This window comes from Candidatus Poribacteria bacterium (assembly GCA_026706025.1).
Lineage (GTDB): Bacteria > Poribacteria > WGA-4E > WGA-4E > WGA-3G > WGA-3G.
In genome coordinates this window covers 17,323-40,860 of sequence record JAPOZO010000030.1, presented here as the reverse complement: position 1 = coordinate 40,860, position 23,538 = coordinate 17,323, and the positions used below count along the sequence as shown (strand labels likewise).

At 45.9% G+C, this 23,538-nt stretch carries 21 protein-coding genes; 8 read left to right on the top strand and 13 right to left on the bottom strand.

The genetic code is table 11. From position 1 onward, the window contains the following. Positions 1-77 precede the first annotated feature (77 nt). The 5 genes from coaD to OXH00_06470 all read right to left on the bottom strand — a co-directional run bounded on the left by coaD (position 78) and on the right by OXH00_06470 (position 8,120). Entirely contained in the window at positions 78-590 is a 513-nt protein-coding gene (gene coaD / locus OXH00_06490) for a pantetheine-phosphate adenylyltransferase (protein ID MCY3740648.1), read from the bottom strand. Between the two features lie 22 nt (positions 591-612). Further along, complete coding sequence (locus OXH00_06485; GenBank protein MCY3740647.1) at positions 613-2,580, bottom strand: M12 family metallo-peptidase; 1,968 nt, start codon at positions 2,578-2,580, stop codon at positions 613-615. Positions 2,581-2,706: 126 nt separating this feature from the next. Beyond that, on the bottom strand, positions 2,707-4,764 hold the full coding sequence (locus tag OXH00_06480; GenBank protein ID MCY3740646.1) for a hypothetical protein: 2,058 nt from the start codon (positions 4,762-4,764) through the stop codon (positions 2,707-2,709). Continuing rightward, positions 4,754-6,046 carry a hypothetical protein gene (locus OXH00_06475; GenBank protein MCY3740645.1) on the bottom strand — a complete coding sequence of 431 codons (1,293 nt, stop codon included), beginning with the start codon at positions 6,044-6,046 and terminating at the stop codon, positions 4,754-4,756. The genes OXH00_06480 and OXH00_06475 overlap by 11 nt, the downstream gene beginning before the upstream one ends. A 10-nt stretch (positions 6,047-6,056) precedes the next feature. Continuing rightward, entirely contained in the window at positions 6,057-8,120 is a 2,064-nt protein-coding gene (locus tag OXH00_06470; protein MCY3740644.1) for a hypothetical protein, read from the bottom strand. Between the two features lie 245 nt (positions 8,121-8,365). Between OXH00_06470 and OXH00_06465 the strand changes: the two genes are divergently transcribed. From OXH00_06465 to larB, 6 genes are all read left to right on the top strand, one after another. After that, on the top strand, positions 8,366-8,998 hold the full coding sequence (locus OXH00_06465) for a ThuA domain-containing protein (GenBank protein MCY3740643.1): 633 nt from the start codon (positions 8,366-8,368) through the stop codon (positions 8,996-8,998). A 162-nt stretch (positions 8,999-9,160) separates the two neighbouring features. Continuing rightward, positions 9,161-9,841, top strand: coding sequence for a RecX family transcriptional regulator (locus OXH00_06460; protein MCY3740642.1), 681 nt, complete (start codon positions 9,161-9,163; stop codon positions 9,839-9,841). A 115-nt stretch (positions 9,842-9,956) separates the two neighbouring features. Then, positions 9,957-12,614: an alanine--tRNA ligase gene (alaS, locus tag OXH00_06455; GenBank protein MCY3740641.1), complete on the top strand. Its 2,658-nt coding sequence runs from the start codon at positions 9,957-9,959 to the stop codon at positions 12,612-12,614. Positions 12,615-12,704: 90 nt separating this feature from the next. Next, positions 12,705-13,262 carry a hypothetical protein gene (locus OXH00_06450; GenBank protein ID MCY3740640.1) on the top strand — a complete coding sequence of 186 codons (558 nt, stop codon included), beginning with the start codon at positions 12,705-12,707 and terminating at the stop codon, positions 13,260-13,262. A 236-nt stretch (positions 13,263-13,498) separates the two neighbouring features. Beyond that, positions 13,499-13,909 (top strand): YtxH domain-containing protein, encoded by a 411-nt coding sequence (locus tag OXH00_06445; GenBank protein MCY3740639.1) that lies wholly within the window; start codon positions 13,499-13,501, stop codon positions 13,907-13,909. A 93-nt stretch (positions 13,910-14,002) separates the two neighbouring features. Then, the gene (gene larB / locus OXH00_06440; GenBank protein MCY3740638.1) at positions 14,003-14,752 is read left to right on the top strand and encodes a nickel pincer cofactor biosynthesis protein LarB; all 750 of its coding nucleotides are present in this window, start codon (positions 14,003-14,005) and stop codon (positions 14,750-14,752) included. A 10-nt stretch (positions 14,753-14,762) separates the two neighbouring features. Here larB and OXH00_06435 read toward each other — a convergent pair whose 3' ends face one another. After that, positions 14,763-15,356: a hypothetical protein gene (locus tag OXH00_06435; protein ID MCY3740637.1), complete on the bottom strand. Its 594-nt coding sequence runs from the start codon at positions 15,354-15,356 to the stop codon at positions 14,763-14,765. Positions 15,357-15,761: 405 nt separating this feature from the next. Between OXH00_06435 and OXH00_06430 the strand changes: the two genes are divergently transcribed. Next, positions 15,762-16,439: an FtsX-like permease family protein gene (locus tag OXH00_06430; GenBank protein MCY3740636.1), complete on the top strand. Its 678-nt coding sequence runs from the start codon at positions 15,762-15,764 to the stop codon at positions 16,437-16,439. A 14-nt stretch (positions 16,440-16,453) separates the two neighbouring features. Next, entirely contained in the window at positions 16,454-17,188 is a 735-nt protein-coding gene (locus OXH00_06425; GenBank protein ID MCY3740635.1) for an ABC transporter ATP-binding protein, read from the top strand. Positions 17,189-17,195: 7 nt separating this feature from the next. On the opposite strand, the gene iolG is transcribed toward OXH00_06425, so the two are convergent. The 7 genes from iolG to OXH00_06390 all read right to left on the bottom strand — a co-directional run bounded on the left by iolG (position 17,196) and on the right by OXH00_06390 (position 23,528). After that, complete coding sequence (gene iolG / locus OXH00_06420; GenBank protein MCY3740634.1) at positions 17,196-18,215, bottom strand: inositol 2-dehydrogenase; 1,020 nt, start codon at positions 18,213-18,215, stop codon at positions 17,196-17,198. A 36-nt stretch (positions 18,216-18,251) separates the two neighbouring features. Next, on the bottom strand, positions 18,252-19,145 hold the full coding sequence (locus OXH00_06415) for a TIM barrel protein (protein ID MCY3740633.1): 894 nt from the start codon (positions 19,143-19,145) through the stop codon (positions 18,252-18,254). 90 nt (positions 19,146-19,235) lie between these two features. Next, positions 19,236-21,005: a DUF262 domain-containing protein gene (locus OXH00_06410; GenBank protein ID MCY3740632.1), complete on the bottom strand. Its 1,770-nt coding sequence runs from the start codon at positions 21,003-21,005 to the stop codon at positions 19,236-19,238. A 74-nt stretch (positions 21,006-21,079) separates the two neighbouring features. Next, complete coding sequence (locus tag OXH00_06405) at positions 21,080-21,658, bottom strand: HNH endonuclease (protein ID MCY3740631.1); 579 nt, start codon at positions 21,656-21,658, stop codon at positions 21,080-21,082. Then, on the bottom strand, positions 21,639-22,442 hold the full coding sequence (locus OXH00_06400; GenBank protein ID MCY3740630.1) for a site-specific DNA-methyltransferase: 804 nt from the start codon (positions 22,440-22,442) through the stop codon (positions 21,639-21,641). Before OXH00_06400 ends, OXH00_06405 begins: the two co-directional genes overlap by 20 nt. 146 nt (positions 22,443-22,588) lie before the next feature. Then, positions 22,589-23,167, bottom strand: coding sequence for an HNH endonuclease signature motif containing protein (locus OXH00_06395; protein ID MCY3740629.1), 579 nt, complete (start codon positions 23,165-23,167; stop codon positions 22,589-22,591). After that, a complete protein-coding gene (locus OXH00_06390) occupies positions 23,151-23,528 on the bottom strand; it encodes a tetratricopeptide repeat protein (GenBank protein ID MCY3740628.1) in 378 nt (125 codons plus the stop codon). Before OXH00_06390 ends, OXH00_06395 begins: the two co-directional genes overlap by 17 nt. Positions 23,529-23,538: the final 10 nt, after the last annotated feature.

Below are 23,538 nucleotides of genomic sequence, written 5' to 3'. Positions count from 1 at the left end.
TGGTGCCCTCCAAGTTTGGTATGATTGTCGCTAATCATCTCTTAACTAATAATCGGCCTCTGATGCGTGATAACCCTTTATAATACATCAAATTTCTTCTTGATAAATTCGACCACAATTGCTGGCACCATCTCTTGTAACTTCTTCTCGCTTAACTTTTGCTGTGCCATCTGGACGACCTCCATCACGAGCGTTGAACTAATGTGCGCATATTGTGTATTTGCCATCATAAAGACGGTATCAATGTCTGGTGCGATCTGCTGATTCATCCGTGCCATCTTGAATTCCCATTCAAAATCGGAGATTTCGCGGAGTCCTCGGATGATAGCACACGCGCCACGTGTTTGTGCATAATGTACCGTCAACCCGGTATAACCATCAATTGTGGCTTGCGGATACGGTTCAATGACGGTTTTAAGCATCTCAGTGCGCTCCTCAAGCGTAAAACGCGCTGGTTTTTCTGGATTTACACCAATAGCAACGATGAGTTGGTCAAAGACATCAAGGTTGCAAATACGGTCAATGAGGTCAGCGTGTCCGTTGGTGACAGGGTCGAAACTGGCGGGGAAGATAGCGATTTTTTTCGGCATTATGATTTCCTTTCTGATGAAACTAAGGCTCTTCAGACAGTTGTGCTGAATCCTTGCTGAGGTCAAATTCTCTCCATACAATGTTTCCGTGCAGGTCCATCATCCAGAGTTCAATTTCCTTGACAGAAGTTTTTGGCAATTCAAATGTAACTGTAGCCTTTTCCGCTCCATTTAGCGATTGACAACTGTGCAGCTTGAAACCTTGTTTCGTGACGGGGTCGCGCCGGGTTGTTGGCACAATCAGTTGGACTTGATGAAGCCCATCTTCATCAGTAACCTCAAATTGGAGGGTGGGGGCATCAGAAGCATTGGAGAGTGAGAGCATCTCTATTGTGGCGCGTTTATCAAAAAAGGGTTGATTCGGATTAAAGAATCGGTTTTTATCCAACCATTCAGCAGCACATTTCGACAATTCATACCTTCCACTTGCGTAAGACATAATGCTGCGATTACGTCCACGAAAATCGTGTTGTAAACCAAAAGCGTGCCCGAGTTCATGGGCAATCGTATCCCACTCTAAATCGTTATGGGAAGCAGAAACGAAAGCACTCCCACCATGGAGTGATCTGTTCAGTTCATTGTCGTATGTAAAGGGTGTAACACCACCTACCCCAGATGTTGTGCTATCTTTGCCAAAAAATATACCACTTTTAATATCTACAGCAATGAGCAGGATGTTTTTTGAGCGATCAAAATGTTTGGTGACCTCTGTTCTGATCTTTTTAATAGTATCTTCGTGATAATAATCGTCAGGACGTTGTGCTTTGAGGAGATATACCTTTGCTTTACGATGGGCATCAGTCTCAAAAGTAAAGGTTTTTCTCTCAAACCCATGGCTTTTCATCTGAATGGCGTAAAAACGTTGGGCTTGTCTTATCAGTCTATCCAATTTGACAATGATGCTGCGCTGCGGTGGACGCTCCTTGGAAAGAAAGTAGATCAGTCGAACGACATCGTGTTGGGTGGTGTCAATCCTTGTTAATTGCTGTGCTGAAACATTCCACAAACGAAGCGTCTCATCTTTACCACCACTGGCAAGCATATTCCCATTTGGTGAAAAATCAATAGATCTGATTGCGCCTGTAGTACTTTCAAGCGAAACAATTCGCGCACCACTCGTAGCGGAACGGAGGATCACTCCTCTGAGATTAGGGGTCGAGTACATTTTGCCATCAGGAGAAAAATCGACATCTACGCCTATCCCTTCGCCAATTATCTTGCCGTGAAGTTGCCACTCTGGTAAACGCCATAGCGTATGGCTATATAATCCAGTACTCGCGAGAAAGCGACCGTCAGCAGAAAATCGAACAGATCGGATTTCATCGGAATTTGCTTTCACGGATCGGACAAGTTTCTTATGCTGTATATCCCAAACTTTGAGTCTGCCATTTTCATCTCCGCACGCGAGCCACTTCCCATCGGGTGAGAAGTTAACCGTCCAAAGTAGCACCGATTTATCGTGTGGGAACGTCTCAACCTCCGCTATCTCCTTTGGATTACGAATGTCCCAGAGTTTCAAGTGCCTACCGGCAGTCGCCAAATAGTACCCATCCGACGAAATAGCGACTGCTATGGCGGGAGTCTCAAGGGAATTGATTTTCGTTGCCGAAAGCACATCCCATAATATAACCCGACTATAAAAGAAACCCGCACTCGCGAGCAATTTCCCATCAGGTGAGAAAGCAATTGATTTAACCGGACCAATGTGCCCCCTGAGAATTGCTTGAGGTGCTACAGTGTTGGCGAAGTGCCACAACTTTATTGTGTTATTATCGTCGGCACCCGCGACAAGCGAGGCATCCACAGGCGAAAAAGCGACATCGTAAATCCGAGCTTCGTGGTTGAACTCGGCAATCGGCGTGAGTTTTTCTGGTGGTTGCGCAAATTTTTGGTTCGATGGGTCGATTTTCCAAAAGATATAGAGACCGATGAGACCAGAGACAAGAAGCGTGATTAACACATAGAAAGGTAAAAGTTTTTTGGAACGCAATTCATTTTCCTTTTAGCATTAGAAATAATGAAATAGCAGATGTTAGCGATTATCTCATAATAGTATTTTATTTTATGAAATCCTCGGTGCTCGTTATACAATCTGTTTATGATATGATTTTTGAAGCTAAAGGTTTTCTGGTGATTCCGATGTCTCGTCCTTAATTTGGAATTTTCTTGACGCAATGTTACCAAATATATCAATCATCCGAAGTTCAACATCTTTGACAGCGGCATCAGTTATCCTAAATTCAACCATAGCCCTCTTTTTACCGTTTAACAGATGACATCCTTCATGAAACTCCCTTTGCCATGTCATATATCGATTCTGAACTTGTCTTGATACAAACAGTTGTGCTTGATATATCCCATCTTCATCTGCAATCTCAAATTGAAAACGTCGCGAATTTTTTACATCCGGTTCGGACACACTCATTTCAATTTCGGGGCATCTATTAAAGAAGGGTTGGTTTGGGTTAAAGAAACGACTCTTATCCAACCACTCGGCTTCACATTTGGACAATTTTTCCCTGTCTATTTCCCAAGGCATCATACTGTTTACACGGGACAAGAAACGTTTCAAAGCGTCTGGCTCATATACAAAATCATCATAGGACAAACCGAATGCCTCCCTAAGTGTATACGCGATAGTTTTCCAATTGAAAACTTTAGCGGCATAAAATATAAGTTTACCATGAAAGGCACCTTCAATTCCGTCCATCCAGATATTGTCTTTAACACGGTCCACATTATTTTTTGGGTATGCAAATGTCTGGTTATGACCGGCATCGATTATTTTCGGTCCCCAAGCAATAGATCCTGAGAGGTCCTCTGCTACTGCGAGCCAGATACCGTTTGACATATCATAATGTATAATTTGTCCCTCTTTAAGAAAATAAATCTTTACCCTGCCATTTTCATCCGTTTCAAACCCAAAAGTTTTTCTACCGAATCCGTGGCGTTCCATCTCTTTGGCATAGAAGTCTTGAACCTTTCTTATTGATTTGTCCAGTTTCTTCGAGATACCTATCCGTGGTTCTTTATCCTTTGGCAGGAGGTAAACTATCCGTATAACATCAGCAGGCGCAGTGGTATATGTTAATTGCTGCGGTGTAAATTCCCACAACCGGAGAATACCCTCTTCACCAGCAGTCGCGAGCATTTTTCCATCGGGTGAGAAGGCAACATCCCGCGCCTTGGTCGGTAGTGAGGTAATCGTTGCTCCACTTGCAGTTGACCAGATTTCTACTCCTCTACGAGAAAGAAACCCAAGATATGTATTTGCCCGGGCACACATTTTCCCATCAGGCGAAATGGTAAAATTTTCAATATATCCATTTTGCACCTCGTTGTGGCGTTGCCACTCAGGTAATGACCACATAATGTAGCGCATAGCGGTGTTCCCTTTATAGCGGATACCGTCACGCATGTAACCCTCAGGGCCGCTACATACCAAGAATCTGTTGTTTGGTGAAAACTTGAGAATCTCCATCTCTGCAAAAGTCGTTTTCAATGTTTTTACATGTTGTTTCGTCTGTAGATTCCAAACGTTCACCGTTCCGTTCGCGTATCCAATAACAATCAATTTTCCATCTGGTGAAATGTCTACTGTACATGTATAACTATTGACTCTTTTTGCTTCATCGAAGGGTAGGGTAGCCACCTCAATGATTTTCTTTGGATTCCGAATATTCCAGAGTTTCACTTCCTTTCCATACTTATAGGATGTCGCCAATTGATCTCCATCTGGCGAAAAGGCAAAAGATCCAAAATTGCCCTTAATAGTGTTAACTTTGTTTCCTGAGGCGACATCCCACAAAATGAGTTCCTCACCATTGCCTGCACTCGCCAGCAATTCTCCATTTGGAGAAAAAGCAATGAATGTATAATTTGCGGGGTGATTGAGGATCCTCAATGGAAGGTCTGTGTTATTTATGTTCCACAACTTTATGATTCCATGAATACCTGCACTTGCGACAAGAGAAGCATCGACTGGTGAAAATACCACAGAGTTAATAGGACTGGGCCCGTGGTTAAACTTAGCAAGGAGCGCAGGCTTTTCGGGAAGTTTCGCGAACTCCTGCGGGCCCAAAGCTTGATACTGTGGACGCACCTTAAAAAATACTACGCCGCCAACAACTATAGCCAAAATCACGAACAACAGGAACAATCTTTTACTTTTCATTTAGCCCTCCTACACCCCAAAGCCGGACAATGCCATCAATGCCTCCACTGACAAGTGTGCTACCGTCCTGTGAGAATTTCACTACGTCTAAAAATCTGCCACCGTTCAGTAAGGCGATAGGGGTACCACTTTCAGTTGAGTAGAGGGTTACTGTCCTACTCTCTGCAACTGCGTACATCTTACCATCAGGTGAAAATGCCAGATCTTTGAAGAACTGAACTGGTTCACCGACACCGGTGCCGATTTGTGTCCCATCATCAAGTAAAAAAAATATCGGTTCGCCAGCGGTTTGCGCGCGGACATTGCAGTGGATATACCACCCTGGAAGTGTCCATATCGTGTATCCGTACGAACCTACACTCGCAAAAAAACGGTTGTCCGGAGAGAATTTAATGGATTGGATATCGGTGTAATCCGTTTTGGGTTTAATTTCGACACCTTTCGGCAGTTCTCTTGGAAAAATTTTGACAAGTTGCCTGTGTTGTAGATCCCAGATTTTCACCACACCTTGCCCTATGTTATTAAACTTGTTCATGCTTCCACCAGCGGCGATCCACTTTCCATCTGATGAAAAGTCAACCAAATCATATCTCTCGTAGATTGTCTCATTGTGATGACGGGCTGACCGTGCCTCTTCATGTGACAGCGGCTGTCCGCCCATCTTTGGTGGTAATACGACTATCGGTTTTATCTCTTTGAGGTTGCGGATATCCCAGAGTTTGATGTCGTTAGAGGCAGTCGCGAGGAGGTGTCCGTTGGGTGAAAAAGCCGCTGTGCCATAGGGGATATCAAAAACATCAATTTTAGCACCTGAAGCTGCATCCCAAAACACAAGTGTGGAAGCATTTCTACTGATAAGCCGTTCACCCATCGCCGAAAACGCGATATAGTCAATCATGTTGAAACCCCGATCGTCTTTGCCGCGGTGGTCGATCAGCGTTAGGACTGGAGTTTTTGTGTTATTGCGATTCCATACTTTTATGCTGCTACCCTTATTGTCACGTGGATCCCACGCTTTTAGGACGCTACCCTCACCGTTGCTTGTAAAGGTGTCTGAAGTTATAGGACCCACACTCGCGATCAGATCTGAGTTGACAGGTGAAATTGCAACATCTCCAATCTGAGGGGATCTGTGATTAAACTCGGCACTCGGTGTCAGTTCTGGAATTCGTTGTTGCGCTAATTTCTGATCGGTGTTCCACCGATACCAGATGGAAAATCCCAAGATACCGAGAACAAAAACAGACGCGATGAACAGCAGTAACGGTTTTTTGAATTGCATATTAGGCTCGTTATTTTTTTCTGCTTATCTCTTTGAGATCAAACCTCCGATAGGTGATATTGCCGTGTACATCAATAATCCGAAGTTCAAGACGGTTCTCTCTCGGTTCTGGTAGGTTAAATTCAACAGTAACCTCTTTCTGGGCATCCAGAGACCGGTAGTCATGTAGCACAAAGGATTTTCCTCTCTGCTGCCTTTTCCAACTTCTCTTATTGTCTTCTGGGTTTTTGTCCCACTGGTACCCTGGCGGTGGCGTATCCGCAGTCGGAGGGATTAGCAACATTGCTTGATGGAGACCATCAACATCTTTGAGATGAAATCGGAGGTTTTTCAACTTAGAAGAATTGACCGAGAAAGGGACTATCTCAATTGCGGCGGGTTGATTAAAAAACAGTCGACCGGGATTAAAGTAGCGGCTTTTATCCAACCATTCAGCATTGCCTTCGGACAACCGCTTTTGGGCTTGACCGTAGGACATCAGGTAGCTGGCATCCCGAAAATCGTGTTTTAACCCAAAGGCGTGTCCGAGTTCATGGGCAATCGTTTCCCAATTGAACCCATCATCGCCGGACGCTGGCACAATAGCACCGCCTGCTCGTGCGCTCCATAAGCCTTTTTTATAGTCGAGTCCAACGGGTGTGAGACCACCTACGGCGATTACGCCTTCACGCTGAAGGTTAATTCTTTCACTACTGATATCCACAGCAATAAGATGGACATCTTTTGACGCATCAAATTTCTCATTAATTTCTTTTCTGATTTTTCCAGAGGTTCCCTTAAGGTAGTATTTATCAGTGTACTGACCTTCCACAAGATACACCTTCGCGCGCCCGTCCTCATTTTTCTCAAAAGTAAAGGTTTTTTTTCCGAATCCGTGGTGCGCCATCTGGTCGGCGTAAAACTGCTGCACCTCTTTTATCAACTTGTCCAACTTCTCGGTGATATCCGGCTGAGCGGCGCGGTCACTCGGCAGAAAATAGATTAACCGTACGACATCTTGGGAAACTGATTCCTGTAGGTTCAGATACTGCGAAGTATTCCAGACGCGCAAGACGCCATCACTCCAACCACTTGCGAGTGCGGTTCCATCTGCTGAGAAGTCAACAGCATTAGCCCAACAACGGGTGGGGCCTTCTATAAAGGCGATACGCTCACCACTCTCCAAATTCCAAAACTCTACATCTCCAATACCACCACTGACAAGTATCTTTGCATCCGGTGTAAAGGCAAGATCCTTGACAGGTGCTGTTGTGATTGTGGCGTGGAGATGCCAGTCCGGCAAGGTGTATAGTTCAATGTTTCCGTTATTGTCTGCCACGGCAAGCAATAGATTCTCCATGTTCGGCGAAAACTTGAGAGCCCGCGTCCACCTTGCATCTTGCTTTAGTGTTTTGATAACCTGTTGACTCTCAATATCCCAAATAGTCACGTCGCCACTGATTCGTTTCGCGATGGCCAATAACTTGCCATCGGGTGAAAAGGCAAGTTTCTCCACAGAGCCCCCACGCGACAAAACAACACCTGCTGTTACCGCTCTCGGCGTGCGAGCGTCCCACAACTTCACCCCGATACTATCATTTGCAATCCATCGTCCATCTGGCGAAAAGGCGATTTCATAAGCACCTGAACCAAAGTTACTGATAGATTTCTTCGTATCTATATGCCACAACCGACTCGCCCTCACGCCACTTGCAATAGCAAGGGATCCGCCATCCGGAGAAAAAGCGAAAGTATTACCACCGAGTACTTCCACAGGTTCGCTCGTCCCGTTTAAATTCCACAACTTTACTGTCCGTGCTGCACGACCCACCACAGATGAACTGGCAACAAGTGACGCATCCATAGGTGAAAATGCGACAGCGTCAATAGAACTACCGTGCTCTGACGTTGCGAGCAGCTCAGGTTTGTGTGGTGGCTCTGAGAATTTCTGACGAATTGCGCTTGGGATTTCAACTGTACGCGGTGTCAGTCGCGGGTGATCGATGTTCCACCGGCGCAATGAAAGTAGAACAAATATGCCGATGAGTACAGCAACTACGATAAGGGATCGAGATAAAACGCTTCTTCGTTCCATTTTAATTCCTTTAGAGATACCGAGGCAGTGGGTGTTTCTAACATTCCTTTCATTATATCACAAGACCTCTTATGGTGCAAATTAGAGAGGCAGTCAGCCGTCAGCAGTCGGCAGTTAGTGGAATCGCTCCTACAAGGAATCGGAACTATGGTGGAACTGAGTGATGCTGTTAATGCCAAAAAAAGTTTGCCTGCATTTTTGCAGGTGTGCTATAATAGCATATCATTTAGCAAGGAGGCTAACTCATGGGAAAAATCAACACACTTGTTTTTGCGGGTGGCGCAATTCACGATTGGAAAGGTTGTAGCGACGCAATCGTGAATGTGCTTTCACAGCGAGATGAATTTGAGATCACGAGAGTCGAGGAAGACCTTGACGCGCTTGTTTCACCGAACTTGGATCCGTATGATCTCATCGTTTTCTATTACACAATAGGCGAGATTTCGGACGCACAGAAGAACGGTTTGCTCAATCATATTGCTTCGGGTAAGGGATACGTCGGTATACATTCGGCGGCAGACTCGTTTCGCGGCTGCCCAGAATACCGTTCAATGGTAGGTGGCTATTTCGTTACACATCCACGTTACCGCGACTATCAGGTTAGCATTGTTGATAGTGAACACGAAATTACGGAAGGGCTCGACGAATTCGTCGTGACGGACGAGCAGTACATCCTCGATTATGATCCTCGGAATCATATACTGGCATCAGCCTTGTGGAAAGGTGCCGCAGCCCCCGTGGCATGGACAAAGAATTGGGGTGAAGGTAAAGTTTTCTACCTTGCACTCGGTCACGATGCCTCAGCATGTCAGCATGAGATGTTTGGGACGCTGTTGGAGCGCGGTGCCCTCTGGGCCGGCAGCAACGGCGGTGAATAGACGAATAGCCGTCAACAGTCGGCTTTCGGCAAAGAGGAACCTGTGGCAGCGGCAGAAATGTTAACTGCCACAGTCTACCTGCTGAACGCCATATATGCATTCGGCGTTGACTCAGATTTCTGACCGCTGACGGCTGATAGTCTCCGAAAGCCGAGAGCCATTATGAAACAAAAAATTACTGATATTCAGGCATCACCTGAATTGCCTTCACATCAACAACTCTTTCTCAACGGTGCTCCGTTTCTTGTGATTCATGCAGCCCTAATTGAAAAATTTGGGCTGCGTATCGGTTTAGAGATTGACCCCGAAGCCATCGAAAAGATAATTGCAGCGGATGAAGTGATGCGCGCGAAGAACCATGCGCTAAGGTTGCTCCGTGAAGCGAAAGATAATACCACAGCGGATGAACAAGAAACCCCGCGCCCCACACTTAAGCCGAAAATATATACCAAAAGTGAAATGAAACGGCACCTCGAACGGGAAGGTTTTTCGGCAACCGCGATTGAAACATCTATTACGGAATTGATTCGTTCAGGGCATATTCGCGACCGGAAGTACGCAGAGAATTGGATAGCCCGCAGACAAAAATCAAATCCGCGAGGGAAAACGCTGCTCAAGCACGAATTGGTTGACAAAGGTATAGACAAAGAAATAGCGGAACAGGTCATAGCAACAGTAGAGGTTGAAGACGAGACAAAAGTCGCACTTGAAATCGCCCAAAAACGAGCGAAGCAGTATAAAAGACTGCCGACCCATGTCGCGAAGCGACGACTCCACGGATTCTTGGCGCGGCGCGGGTTCGGTTCTGACATTGTTCGGCAGGTACTTGAGGAGATCTTTTAACCTTTTAGCACATCATACACAAGCTACACAATCGATTTTTGTATCTGTTTTATCTTGATTTATCTATAAGATATAGATTATAATGAGAATAGGCGTGATAGGAGAAAATTCACACATGACATCAGATGAAATCAGAGATAGTTTCTTAGAATACTTCCGCAAACACGGACACGCGATCGTTCCGAGTGCATCCTTGATACCAGCAGATGATCCGACGCTGTTGTTTACCAACGCCGGTATGAACCAATTCAAAGATGTGTTTCTCGGTATCGGGCAGCGGGAGTACACGCGTGCTGTGGATACGCAAAAATGTTTACGCGTCAGTGGTAAACATAATGATCTTGAAGAGGTCGGTTATTCGCCAAGCCATCATACCTTCTTTGAGATGTTAGGAAACTGGTCATTTGGCGATTATTACAAACAGGAAGCGATCGCCTTTGCATGGGAACTGGTAACCGAACTCTGGCAGATTCCAAAGGAACTCCTCTGGGCAACAGTTTATCTTGAAGATGACGAAGCAGAGAAACTTTGGCTCCAAGAGACAGACATCCCGCTCTCGCGTATCCGTCGCTGCGATAAGGACAATTTTTGGGAAATGGGAGAGACGGGCCCTTGCGGCCCCTGCAGCGAACTTTTTGTTGATATGGGTGTTGAAGCCTATCCTGAAACCGCGAATGACCCGAACACCGGTCCGAACATCAGCGATCGGTTCCGAGAAATCTGGAATCTGGTGTTTATTCAATACAATCGCAACGAAAGCGGTGCGCTTGAACGGCTGCCTGCGACACATGTAGATACAGGCATGGGCTTTGAGCGGATTACCTCCATATTGCAAGGTGTCGATTCAAACTACAAGACGGACCTCTTTACACCGCTCTTGTCAACTATTGCTGATATGACAGACACCGCCTATTTTGATGATGAACGTGGCTTACCCCATCGAGTTATCGCGGATCATATCCGGTGTCTGACGTTCGCAATCGGGGACGGTGTGATGCCCTCTAACGAGGGACGCGGTTACGTCATCCGTCGAATTTTACGACGTGCCGTGCTTTACGGCAAAAAATTAGAGATGGACGAAGCCTTTATCTACCGACTCGTTGATAACGTTGTCGAACTGCTCGGCGATGTATTTCCTGATGTTCTACCACGGCGTGAATTTATTACCCGAACGATTCAGGGTGAAGAAAACCGCTTTCATCAGACAATTGAACGCGGCTTAGAACTCCTTGATCAATCGTTTGATACACTCACAACGGAAAACAACACCGAACTTGATGGCAAGCGTGCCTTTGAGTTGCACGATACGTTCGGTTTCCCACTCGATTTGACCCAGATGCTCGCCCGTGAACGTGGGTTTACTGTAGACGATGCCGGCTTTGCCGATAGCATGGAAGAGCAACGGGCGCGTGGACGGGCAGTATGGGAGGCGAGAGGCGGTACTAAAGACGAAGAGATTTCTATCTATGCAGAAGTCCTTAAAGAGCATGGTGAAACGGAATTTGTTGGTTACACGCAAGACCACATTGATGCAGAGGTTGTCGCTTTAATTGCCGACGCGGAATCGATAGGTAGTGCGCAAGCGGGCAACGAGGTGTTCGTGCTGTTGAATCGCACGCCTTTCTATGGCGAGTCTGGTGGACAAGTGGGCGATGTCGGTACAATTGAGAGCCAAAACGCGAAATTGGCTGTGCAAGACACACTTAGACCTTCTGCTGATCTGGTTGTCCATAAATGTAAGGTGCTTTCCGGTGAAATTATACCTTATACCGCTGTGCAGGCAAAAATTGATACCGAACACCGAAGTGCCGTTGCAGTGAGCCACACCGCAACCCATCTCTTACACAGCGGATTACGGCAAATACTCGGAACACATGTCGGGCAGGCAGGTTCACTCGTTGAAGCCGGTAGACTCCGATTTGACTTTTCACACTACGAATCTGTTTCAGCGGAGCAGCTGCGCGACATCGAGGAATATGTGAACGCTAAAATCCGCGAGAATGATGCACTCTCTATTAATGAAATGCCACTGGATGACGCGAAAGCGAAAGGGGCATTAGCCTTCTTCGGGGATAAGTATGGAGATATTGTTCGCGTCGTGCAAGCTGGAGACTATAGCGTTGAACTCTGTGGTGGCACGCATGTCGGTGCAACTGGCGAACTCGGTTTCGTGAAACTTATGAGTGAGAGCAGTATCGCCGCAGGTGTCCGACGCGTTGAGGCACTGACGGGAAGCGCAGCAGTGGATAATATTCAAGAGGAGACTGCGCTGCTTTCCGACGCAGCGGGCCTGTTGAAAGCACCGAAAACGGATTTGCTTGAACGGATTGAACGGCTATTGCAAGAACAACGGGAATTGGAACAGGAACTTCAACAACTTAAAAGCCAACACGCACTTGGGAATGTTGATGCCTTAGTGAAAAGCGCGACACTTGTAGAAGATGTTCGGGTTGTCGCTTCGTGTGTTGCGGACACAGATAGAGACGGGTTGCGTCGGCTCGTTGATGAACTCAAAACCCGCTTAGAATCCGGTGTTGTCGCACTTGCTGCTGTGACTGGAAATGAGGTCGCTTTTGTGGTCGGTGTAACCTCAGATTTGGTGAAAAATCGTGGTTTGCAGGCAGGCAAAATTATCTCTGAATTAACACAGTTAGCAGACGGTCGCGGTGGTGGTCGCCCTGAACTCGCGCAAGGTGGCGGTAAAAACCCAGACAAAGTGAACGCGGCAATTGATGCAGCGGGTGAAATCGTGAAAAAACAACTTCAAACTTAAGTCTGTAGGTTGTGGCTTTTTAGTGTAAACGCGCTTGAAGAGTTATTCACCACAAAACAGTCTCTAAAGCGAATGTGTAAAGGAGGAATTATGGATTGGAACCTTATTGGTTCAATTTTCTGGAAATTTAGCCTCGGTGTTTCGTTACTTGCGCTCACAGCACTTGCGGGGTATCTCTGCGCGGCAGTCGGTAGTCTCCGCAATTCGCTGAATAGCATCCGAAACACGTTGAACTCCATAGAAAACATGGTCAACCAAGAAATCGGTGAATTGATCACTGATGTGGATAAGACTGTGAAAGAGGTAAACGAGGAGCTACCCCAGCTGCTACAAAACCTAAACGGATTGACAGCGTCCTTACAAGGGATCAGCGAGTCGGAAATTCAACCGACTGTGCATAATATCCAAGAAATGAGTAGTGCCTTGAATCAAAGCATCCAACAACTCGAAGAATTGGTTCAGAAAGTGAGTGGTTTTTCTGGTCAGACGATTGAACAAGCGACGTTTTTCCGTAACCAGATAGCGGTCTCACTGGCTGATGTTGTAAGTTTGTGGCAAGGCATTAAAGCGGGTTGGGATAGTTTCGCCACCGGACAGTCACAGAACTTAGAAGAAGAGACAAGGGTATCCGAAGCGTCTAACGAGTAAGTGAATCAGGCAAAATTTGAATGTCATCTTTATGAAGCATTAAAACGTTCAATCATGATAGAACCGCACTTTTAAATTACAGTAAGATATAAATGTGAGAATTGAAACTTTTAACGCTGATTTTCGTAAACTTTAACACTAAGTTTGGCTTGCAAGTAGCACCATTTCTGTAATTCATAAGTTTTGGCTTGTAAGCGACATGAAAATAGATTTAACCGAGTAGAAAGGATAAAAAAATGAGCAATAATGGACAGAACAACGGGCTAACAATGGTTTTCGCTTTTTTCACAGGCTTTATGGCAGGAGCTGTCATCAGTCTGCTCTATGCCCCCAGTTCGGGTAAGGAGACTCGACAGAAAATTCGCGACACCTCAGTAGACGCGAAAAACCGGACGGTTGAATTAGCGCAACAAGCTGCCAGTAGTGCACGAGAAGGTGCTCATACCCTCGTGGAACAGGGTAAAGAGAGCGTTCACGGCATCGTAGACACCGGAAAAGAACGTCTCCATGAAGCAGGAGAACAGGTAAAAACTGCTGTGGACACCGGTCGTAAAGTTTCTGCAGATGTTCGCGCTAAAATTGCTGAATCCATCCCGGGCGTTGGCGGCAATGACGGAACCGAGGAAGAGACTTCTGAGAAAGCCTAAGCATCCCTTCTTAGAATACTAACTTTAATTGTGGTGGGATCCGTCCCGCCCTTACGAATGTAATGCGCAGCGGACGTACGTATCGTTAAATGAATGGACATTGAAAAGTTAAGAACCCTGCTTGAAGAGGTTAAAGGTGGAGAGATTGCAGTGGATGACGCGCTGCAATCTCTTCGCACACTTCCGTTTGAAGACTTAGGGTTCTCAAAAATTGATCACCATCGTCAACTTCGCACCGGGTTCCCGGAAGTCATCTTTTGTCAAGGGAAGACAGTTGAACAGGTCAAACAGATTAGTGAACGTATCCTCTCCGCCGGGCACCCCCTTCTCGCAACTCGCGCCACCCCCGACATGTATGAAGCGGTGAAAACAATCCAGTCCGCAGCACGCTATAACGACCTCGGACGTACGATTACCGTCAGGCAGTCTGAAGATGAAGGCGCGCCGGGGATTCTCGTTGTTTCCGCTGGTACGTCCGACCTACCTGTTGCAGAGGAAGCGGCTGAAACAGCACTGATGATGGGAAACCTACCGGAACGCCTTTATGATGTCGGCGTGGCAGGGTTACACCGCCTCATCAGCAATCACGAGAAACTTTTAACAGCCCGCGTTATCATCGTTGTTGCCGGGATGGAAGGCGCGCTGCCGAGCGTTGTCGGTGGGTTAGTGAACTGTCCCGTCATTGCTGTACCTACGAGTATCGGTTACGGCGCAAGTTTCGGAGGACTCGCTGCGTTGTTAGGCATGCTCAATAGTTGTGCCTCCGGTGTCACCGTTGTAAACATCGATAACGGTTTCGGCGCAGGTTACAGTGCTTCACTCATCAACCGACTCACGGCATAAGTTCAACACCCTATCCCTCTCCCTCGCTCAATCTTCTCAGGGCAACAGTCGCGCTTACACTTTTCGCTGCGCCTTGCGAACTCAAACCTATTTTAGACGGCGTGTGTTCCGCCTTCAATTGAACGACTTCACTGTCAATGCTGAGAGTGACGACATCTGCTCCAATCTTGCATCGTATCTGATACGGCACCGATTCAGGACGACGCTGTCCATAAGACGGTGGTCGCCATGTCACACCAAATGCCTCAGCGTAGGTTGTGAAGCACGCTATGGCAGCATCTGCGATGTCCCCTTTCGTGTCAAGAGACTGTCGTGCAGCACCCACGGCACTATTCGTGGCGTGTTCCAAATGTTCCTGAACCGTTTTTGCATCAACTTCTTCCACATCACTATCATCTGTGCTTTTTCGCAAGGCAATGTAGACGACCGCCCCAAGAACAGAGAGAAAAGCTGCCGTGCTGAGCAGAACAGTCATTCGTAATTCGCGACGGCGCGCCATGTTCTCAAAATCCTCACGATGGTGTGGATAGAAAGCATCGTGTGCTGAAATCGGAATCCCGTAGCACAATAATAGCAGTAGAATAGAAAAAGATTTTCGGAGCATCGGTTTGTCCTACCTCGCATTCAGTATAACAGCCCAAAATTGAAAAGTCAATGCCATAGAGGCAGTCAACCAGGATCATTTAGTTTTAAGAAATTATCCGATTTCATATCTCCTATTTCATATCTCCTTTTAAAGATCCAGTGCGGTTAGAAACACGCACCTACCGGGCCTGGGGGTCCAAAATCGGAATAAAAAACGGAAAACTAAATAGCCCTGAGCAGTCAGCCATCAGTGGTCAGTGGGAGTCGCGATCCGGAGGTCGCTCCTACAGTAAACACCTATTTGTGGAAGAAGAAAATTAAGGGAGAACTGGGTGAGGCTATCATGTATGCATGAAAAACTTGACTTGAAATTGTAAATTTGATACAATACTTTTATAGACAGAAAAAATAAGGAGATAGAGATTTGCAGCAAAGAACACCCATCGAAGAACAGATTGATCTGCCTTTCGTAGAATCGCTACGGATTAGTTTTCAGAGTTTGAAAATCCGTTTTGGTCGTTCAATAATCACGACAGCCGGTATTACATTGGGTATTGCGTTTCTGGTTTCGGTATGGACAAATAACGAAATCGGAGTCGCGCTACAGGAGAGCGGACGACAATCAACAATCAACACTTTTGAAGAGACAACGGAACAAGGCATTTCCACAAAAGATATATGGCTCATTGTTATGTCATTGATTGTCTGTGTGGTAGGTATCGCCAACTCAATGTTGATGGCAGTAACAGAACGTTTTCGCGAGATTGGCACAATGAAATGTCTCGGTGCGTTAGATGGATTCGTGGTTAGACTGTTCCTACTTGAATCAGGGTTCCAAGGGTTTTCTGGGGCACTTATCGGTGCGCTCATCGGAACATTAGGTGCAGTGCTTTTAGGACTTAAAGACTATGGGTTAGACTTATTTTTTTATTTCCCGTTATTACCGGCACAGCCTGAAAACGGACCGATGCAGCTCGGCGTGATCGTCGTCATTTTGCTTGGGTGCATACTCGGTATGATTTTGGCAGTGATTGGTTCATCGTTCCCAGCGTGGCGTGCTGCGAAACTCCCACCCGCTGAAGCGATGCGTACCGAGGTATAGGCACGGAGGAATTTATGAATGATATCGTTGTGAAAACTGAAGATGTTGTCAAAGAATATCGTATGGGTTCAAATATTCTTCGTGCTTTGGACGGCATCAATATTGAGATTGAACGTGGAGAGTATATCTCGCTCATGGGTCCCTCCGGTTCCGGTAAATCCACGCTTTTTAACATGATTGGCGCGCTCGACCGACCCACAGAGGGTCAGGTCTACATCGATGGGCAAAATATGTCCCAACTTTCCCAAAGACAGATTGCAGCGTTTCGGTGCCACCGCGTGGGTTACATTTTTCAGAGTTACAACTTGCTGCACGTGCGGAGCGCGCACGGTAACGTAACGCTGCCTATGATTTTCGCAGGGATTTCTGAGAGAGAACGCAATGAAAAAGCGGAAAAGTTACTGGATATGGTCGGCTTAGGGGACAGAATGTATCACCTACCCGATGAACTCTCAGGCGGTCAGCGTCAACGTGTCGCTATTGCCAGAGCACTCGCGAACGATCCAAGCATCGTCCTCGCCGATGAACCGACAGCGAACCTTGATACCATTACGGGACGCGAGATTATTGATCTCATTAAACGTTTGAATACAGAACAAGGCGTTACTGTAATTTCAGCAACACACGACCTGAAGATGCTCGATGTATCTGATCGGATTGTGGACATCCGCGACGGTCTCGTGGAGCGTATCAGGAAGCGCGATGAGATTGAAATCGAAGTCGGTGAAGTCGGTGGTGAGGGGGAGTAAAGAACGACTAAATTTCTGACAAGAGGACAGGACGATTTTCGCGCAGCGATTTCAAGGCTGCGATACCAATCACAACAGGTGCGCGACCATCCGTCCCTGTAACGGGTGGCAGTGTATCATCCCGAATGGATGTAAAGAAGGCTTGTAATTCCGAGAGAAATGCCGGTTTGTAACGTTCGAGAAAGAAATATGGAGGCGATGCGGCACGGCTCCCCTCACTGCCGCTGAAGGTAACAGTATCCGTCGGTGGATTCGCCGCCGTAACCATCCCCTTTGAACCGAAAACCTCAACCCGCTGGTCGTAGCCGTAGACAGCTTCTCTGCTGTTATCAATTGTCCCGATAACCCCATTCTGGAATTGTAAGGTGATAACCGTCGTATCAATGTCGCCTGCCTCGCCGATTTTCGGATCAACACGTACCCCGCCTGTTGCGTAGACTTCAACAACCTCGTCCCTAATCAGATAGCGTGCCATATCGAAATCGTGGATCGTCATGTCAAGAAAAATGCCGCCGGAGACCTTGACGTATTCAATGGGCGGTGGTGCTGGGTCTCGGCTCGTAATACGCATGATGTGTGGTTCACCAATCTCGCCAGAGGCGACAGCTTCACGGATTCTCTTAAAACTCGCATCAAATCTACGATTGAAACCGACCTGAAACTTCACGCCAGCCTTTTCTACAATCGCCAAGGTTTCGTCAATCTGTTCCAAGTCAAACGCGATCGGTTTCTCGCAAAAGATGTGTTTCCCTGCCTTCGCGGCGGCTTGGCTGATTTCGACATGTGTATGCGTTGAGGAGGTGACAAGCACGGCATCAATTCGAGCGTCTGACAAGAGCGTGTTATAATCGGTTGTCACCATCGGGACATTATACTGTTCAGCAACGGATTCAGCAATGGGACGGTTCAAGCTGCAAATCGCGACGAGTTCGGCTTCTGGTATATTCTGGGCGAGGTGTTCAATGTGAAGCTTGCCGATGCGCCCTACCCCAATAACACCCACACGAATTTTTGAAGAACTGTTCATCAAAAGTCTCCTAACTCCGATGCTGTACGTTTATTGTCATAGAATCGAATTCAGATACCGCAGATTCCGCGCTGCGCTCTCGTAAGGACTCCCCATGCCTGGCAGGACATCCTGCTCTACAACGATCCAACCGTCGTAATCTCGATTTCGCAATTCAGCAAGGAACGCCGGAAAATCGACATCTCCTTTGCCGAGTTCACAAAAAACACCGTTGCCGACAGAGATAAAGTAATCCCACTCATTTTTCCGAGAACAGGCAGCGATGTCTGGATGGCAATCCTTGAAATGGACGTGCCAGATCCGGTCCGCGTGCCGAGCAAATGCTTCAAGCGGATCACCGCCACCGAATCGGTAATGCCCGGTATCGAAACACAACCCGACAAGGTTCCGATCCGTGCGTTCCATGAGTGTGTCAATCTCTGCTGCTGTCTCTATGTATCCGGCGCAGTGCGGATGAAAAACGGTGCGAAGTCCAGTTTCGTCTTTCACCGACTGCGCGATACCGTGCACACCCTGTACAAACGTATCCCACTGTGCTGGTGTTAATCCGTGTTCAGGTCGGACGCGGCCGGCATAGTGGGTGCGGAGTTCTGTCGTAGCGTTGTCGTCTGAAAGCACGATGAACGGCGTTTTTCCGCCGACATCCGCTAACAAGCGGGCGTGACGCAATGCTGTTGCTTCCCCCGCTGTGTGCGTTTCCGCATCTGCGAGTGCGACACTTACAAATGCACCCAACAGTGTTAATTGTCGCTTCGCAAGTTCGTCGCGGAGCTGCCCTGCGTTCGTCGGCATAAAGCCCCAATCGCCTAATTCGGTGCCGATGTAACCGATGGCTTGCATTTCGTCTAACACCTGTGTATAGTCGGGTGCTTCGCCGTCTAATTCAAACTCAAGCACGCCCCATGAACATGGGGCATTTGCTATTTTCATTAAGCTAGTTATTCCTTCCTATACAACGCCTTGAAATTGATTGGATAGGTTCAGTTGTATCATCCATCATTTAAATCTTCTGAACTTATACTACAAGGAATAGTAGTAACTCTTTATCTTTTCAGCCATAAGTTCTCTACGTTTCTTCAGAAACTCATCGTAGTCTTTAAAGATAGATACATCTACACCATCAAAGGGAATACAGTGGTCATCAAAATTTGCTTTTAGATCCCCAAGATTGTCTACCGCTCCGTACGGAGGTTCACCATTTCCACATCCTGCTTGCAGCTTTGAAAAGTACACTACCGGTTCTGTATCACGGATCGCTTTATTGATTTCTCCTTGCATTACTACCTTATTCGCAAGTTGGTTGTGAAGGCTCTTTTCAACATCTAATCTCTGCAAATACTTCTTCGGAAAAATGTGGTGCATATCCTTCTGACCTTTAAAGAGACCTTGCACCGTAATATCGCTTGATAGAAATCCTTTGTCATTTCCCTTGACTTGGCTTGCCAGAAACACATTAAGATGCACACTTTTATTTCCTGACCTGTTCAATCCATCTGGAATTTGAACCTTCCAGAATGTGTCAGAAAGTTCAGCTTCTTCGATTTTTTCAAGATATGCTCCTGCTCCCTCTTTTGAGGTGAACCCACGGATATCGTCACCGAAAGTAGATTGTGGTGCTCTACTGTATCGCCCTATAAGAACTGTCATAACAAACCATCGTCGCACCAACTTTTCAATTTGCCCAGAGTTAACATTTTTGGCACGTAATGTTAAATACAAAATATAAGCACAGTTCACCGCATTCGTTGCTGTAGTCATTGAAGCATCTATGAACCCAGCCGAGTCCAATATCATAATGAAACGTTTGAAATTGGTTTCATTTATGTACTGCTTAATTCCGTCCTCAAGTTTATGAAACGACTCCTCCATAGTTTTCCCCGAAAGACGATCTACCAACTCTTTTAAGTTCCCACGCTCAAACTTCATTGTGAAAACTACCCGAAGCATGTCTTTGTAATCAGGAACGTAGATTTTTTTATTATCCCACTTCCCTAACCATTTCATTCCGCGAAAATAATCTGTTTGGACAAATGCATCATCTTTCAACAATTCATCATATGCTTGTCGTTTATTTGCAAGATGACAGAAATAATCAATGGATTTATGCAATAGATGCCCGTTAAACTGTTCACTAGCGGCCATTTTGGACATAATAAAGTCAGCAGAATCAAGTGCTACTCCCTTCTGATTGATGCGAGCAAAAATTTCAGCAACAGTCTCCACATCCAGATGCTCACTTAGCTCTATAACACCTAAAAGGTTGCTACGAATCCCTTGGAGGTGTTCTATACTTTCGGCGACTTTATCTTTGTTAACCTCTTGATTTTTCTCACAGTAATCATTGATTAATCCGTAGCTCGTGTTAGCATTGAAGATAGTAGAAATATCAGAAATCCATTCCGAATCGTTTTCAATATCCTTCTTAAACACTTTAAATTCACCCTTAACAGGATGAAAGGAAATACGAACTTTTTTAGGTTCATATCTATCGTCTAAGATACTTTTTCCTTGCAACGCAGTCCCCAGAGCCATTGTCCGTTGCTGTCCGTCAATCAAAACGAATTCACGGATGGATTTAGAACCATCCTTGAGGGTGACACCTGATTTCGGCCAGGTAATAATATACCCAATAGGATAACCACGGTAAAGTGAATCTATGAAATCACAAACTCTGGGATCTTTCCAGACAAAAGGTCTCTGGATAGCAGGAATAGCAATTTCATTAGACTCTAATTTCTCTAGTAAACTACCAATACTAAGGGGACGTAACGAGTAAAGTTGGCTTTTCATTCAATTCTCCTTTCCAAAGTGTTCTATCTATATTGGATTGAAGTAAAATGTTAAACATTAAACACATTATTCTTCTAGTCAGGACGATCAATATGGCCGTTAACATTATGCTCATCGTAAACATCAAAAACCGCCTGGCAAAACGCTATTATCTTTTCGTCTTGATTTTCCAATGCTGTCTCGTACATCCTAATAAAATACCTTTTGCCTGCCTCGGTCTGCGAATAGTTACGCTTGCGCAAATTATGTTCATAACAGAGAGTTTGACCGTTCCCAATCGTATTTGTGCCCCCCCTATCTTTGGGTTTGATATGGTCAGCAGCAAGCGCAACACCATCTCTAGGTCCGCGTCCACAGACAACACAACGATGACCATCACGTTCAAAAATGACTTCTCTGTCCCGCGGAGAAAATTCAAATAACACAACCTCATGTTCGTAATTCGGGTCGTACTTGTAAACGCCCTGCCGTACCTTGATCAGTTTCCCCTCCTGATGGAGTTGTCTAATGGTTCGCCACGGATCCCTCGGTGGGCTACCGTGTTCTTGGACATACTGTTCCGTCACCCAATCAACCACAGGTCCATGAGAAAGCTCTTCGTTCGGATGATTGACGAAATACTCCATCACAAGTTCACGAATTGTCTTCGCCATGCGATACTTCCTCTCCTTCAAATAGATGTAATTGATCCGTAGCTTGTCCTATCCGATCTTTTGCGAGTTTGCAGTAATCCCGATCAACCTCAATTCCGATACCATAGCGTTCGTTTAAACATGCAGCGACTAATGTCGTTCCACTTCCCATAAACGGGTCAAGGACTGTGTCCCCTACGTAACTAAAGAGTTTGATACAGCGACGCGGGAGCTCTATTGGAAAAGGCGCGGGGTGCCCAATCCGTTTTTTACTCTCACCGGGGAAAGTCCAAAGACCATTTGTCCATTCCATGAACTCCTCTCGATTTATATCGGATTCACCGCTTCCGCTTGTTTTTTTCCACTGATCTTTGTAAAGGACAACAATCAACTCAACAGGGGCAATGACATAGGGAGCGGATGCTCTCATCCAAGATCCCCAAGCAGTTCGTCTGGAAATGTTACCTTCGTTCCAAACGATGGTAGAGTGGTACTGAAATCCAACAGCAGTCGCGAGTTTCGTCAGATCTGCACCAACGTGTTGTTGACCACCTTTATTTTTATCTAATGGGATATTAAGGCAGAAACGTCCATCAGACTTAAGCCATCTAAAACAACGCGTGAACCATTTCTTAGAAAAAGCAAGATAGTCGGCATAAGAAAGGTCATCGTCATTTGAGTTATATTCTATATCAACGTTATAAGGTGGTGATGTAACGATGAGGTCGATGCTGTCTTTTTTAATAGCGCGTGTCGTTAGCACATTCTCATTGATTATTGTAAATTGTTCGTCGGTAAAAGTCACATCTATCTCCTATGTACTAAGGTAGGTGTTGGAAGGTTCTATAGGTAAGACCGTGCTAATGTATTCTACCGAATTAATATACCACACCAACATAAAGTATGTAAAGAAAAATCGAGAAGGCAGAAGTAGAAAATCGAACCTTTCTCCTATTTATCAGGACGCTCTATGTGTCCGTTGACATGGTGTTCGTCATACGCGTCAAAAACAGACTGGCAGAATGCGATCATTGGCTGGTCGTTACTTGCCACTGCGGTGTTGTATATATCTATGAAAACCCGTTTGCCAGCTTCCGTCTGTGAGTAGGTTTTCTTCAAGTTGTTGTGTCTGGTGCAGAGGATTTGCCCGTTTTCAATGTCATTTGTGCCACCTTTTTCTCTTGGAGTCTTGTGGTCAACAGCAATTTCAACACCGTCCTCTTTCCCTTGACCACAGACAGCACACCGATAATTGTATTTTTTGAGAATATCCTGCTTAACTGCTGGCGAAAAATCCTGCAATTTTCTCTCGTTGTCTTGGTTTGGGACATACATATAGATGCCGCGTCGAGGTCTAAATAATCTTCCTTTTAAACCAAGCTCTCTGAGAGCTCTCTTAACGTCTTCGGCGGGCTCTCCTATTTTTTCTCGTTGTGCTGTTACCCATTTGTCAACGTCCCCCGGTTTGAACTCTTCATTCGGATTGTTCATAAAGAATTCCATTATGAACTTTTTAATCGTTTTTGCCATACAATGTCCCTTTCAGATTTAGAACAACGAGAGGGCGCGCTTTGGGCATTCTCCATGTCCGTTCAGTAATTTCCATATCAAAATCTTCCGCCCCTGGATTTGGATTTTCCCCATAGAGACTTAAGGAAACTTTGGAATAACATTCACGTTCACCGCGATAGGTGTAGTCTGCGATGGCTTTATCACAATCAACCTCATCGCAATAAGCATTGCCGCGATTGTAATAGGCATCGGCATGATCGGAGTTGCGCTTTATGACCTCGCTAAAGTCTGCGATGGCTTTATCATACTCACGTTTTTCGTAGTAAGCGATGCCACGATTGTAATATGACTCGGTATCTTTAGGTTTGTGAGTTACCACTTCATCAAAC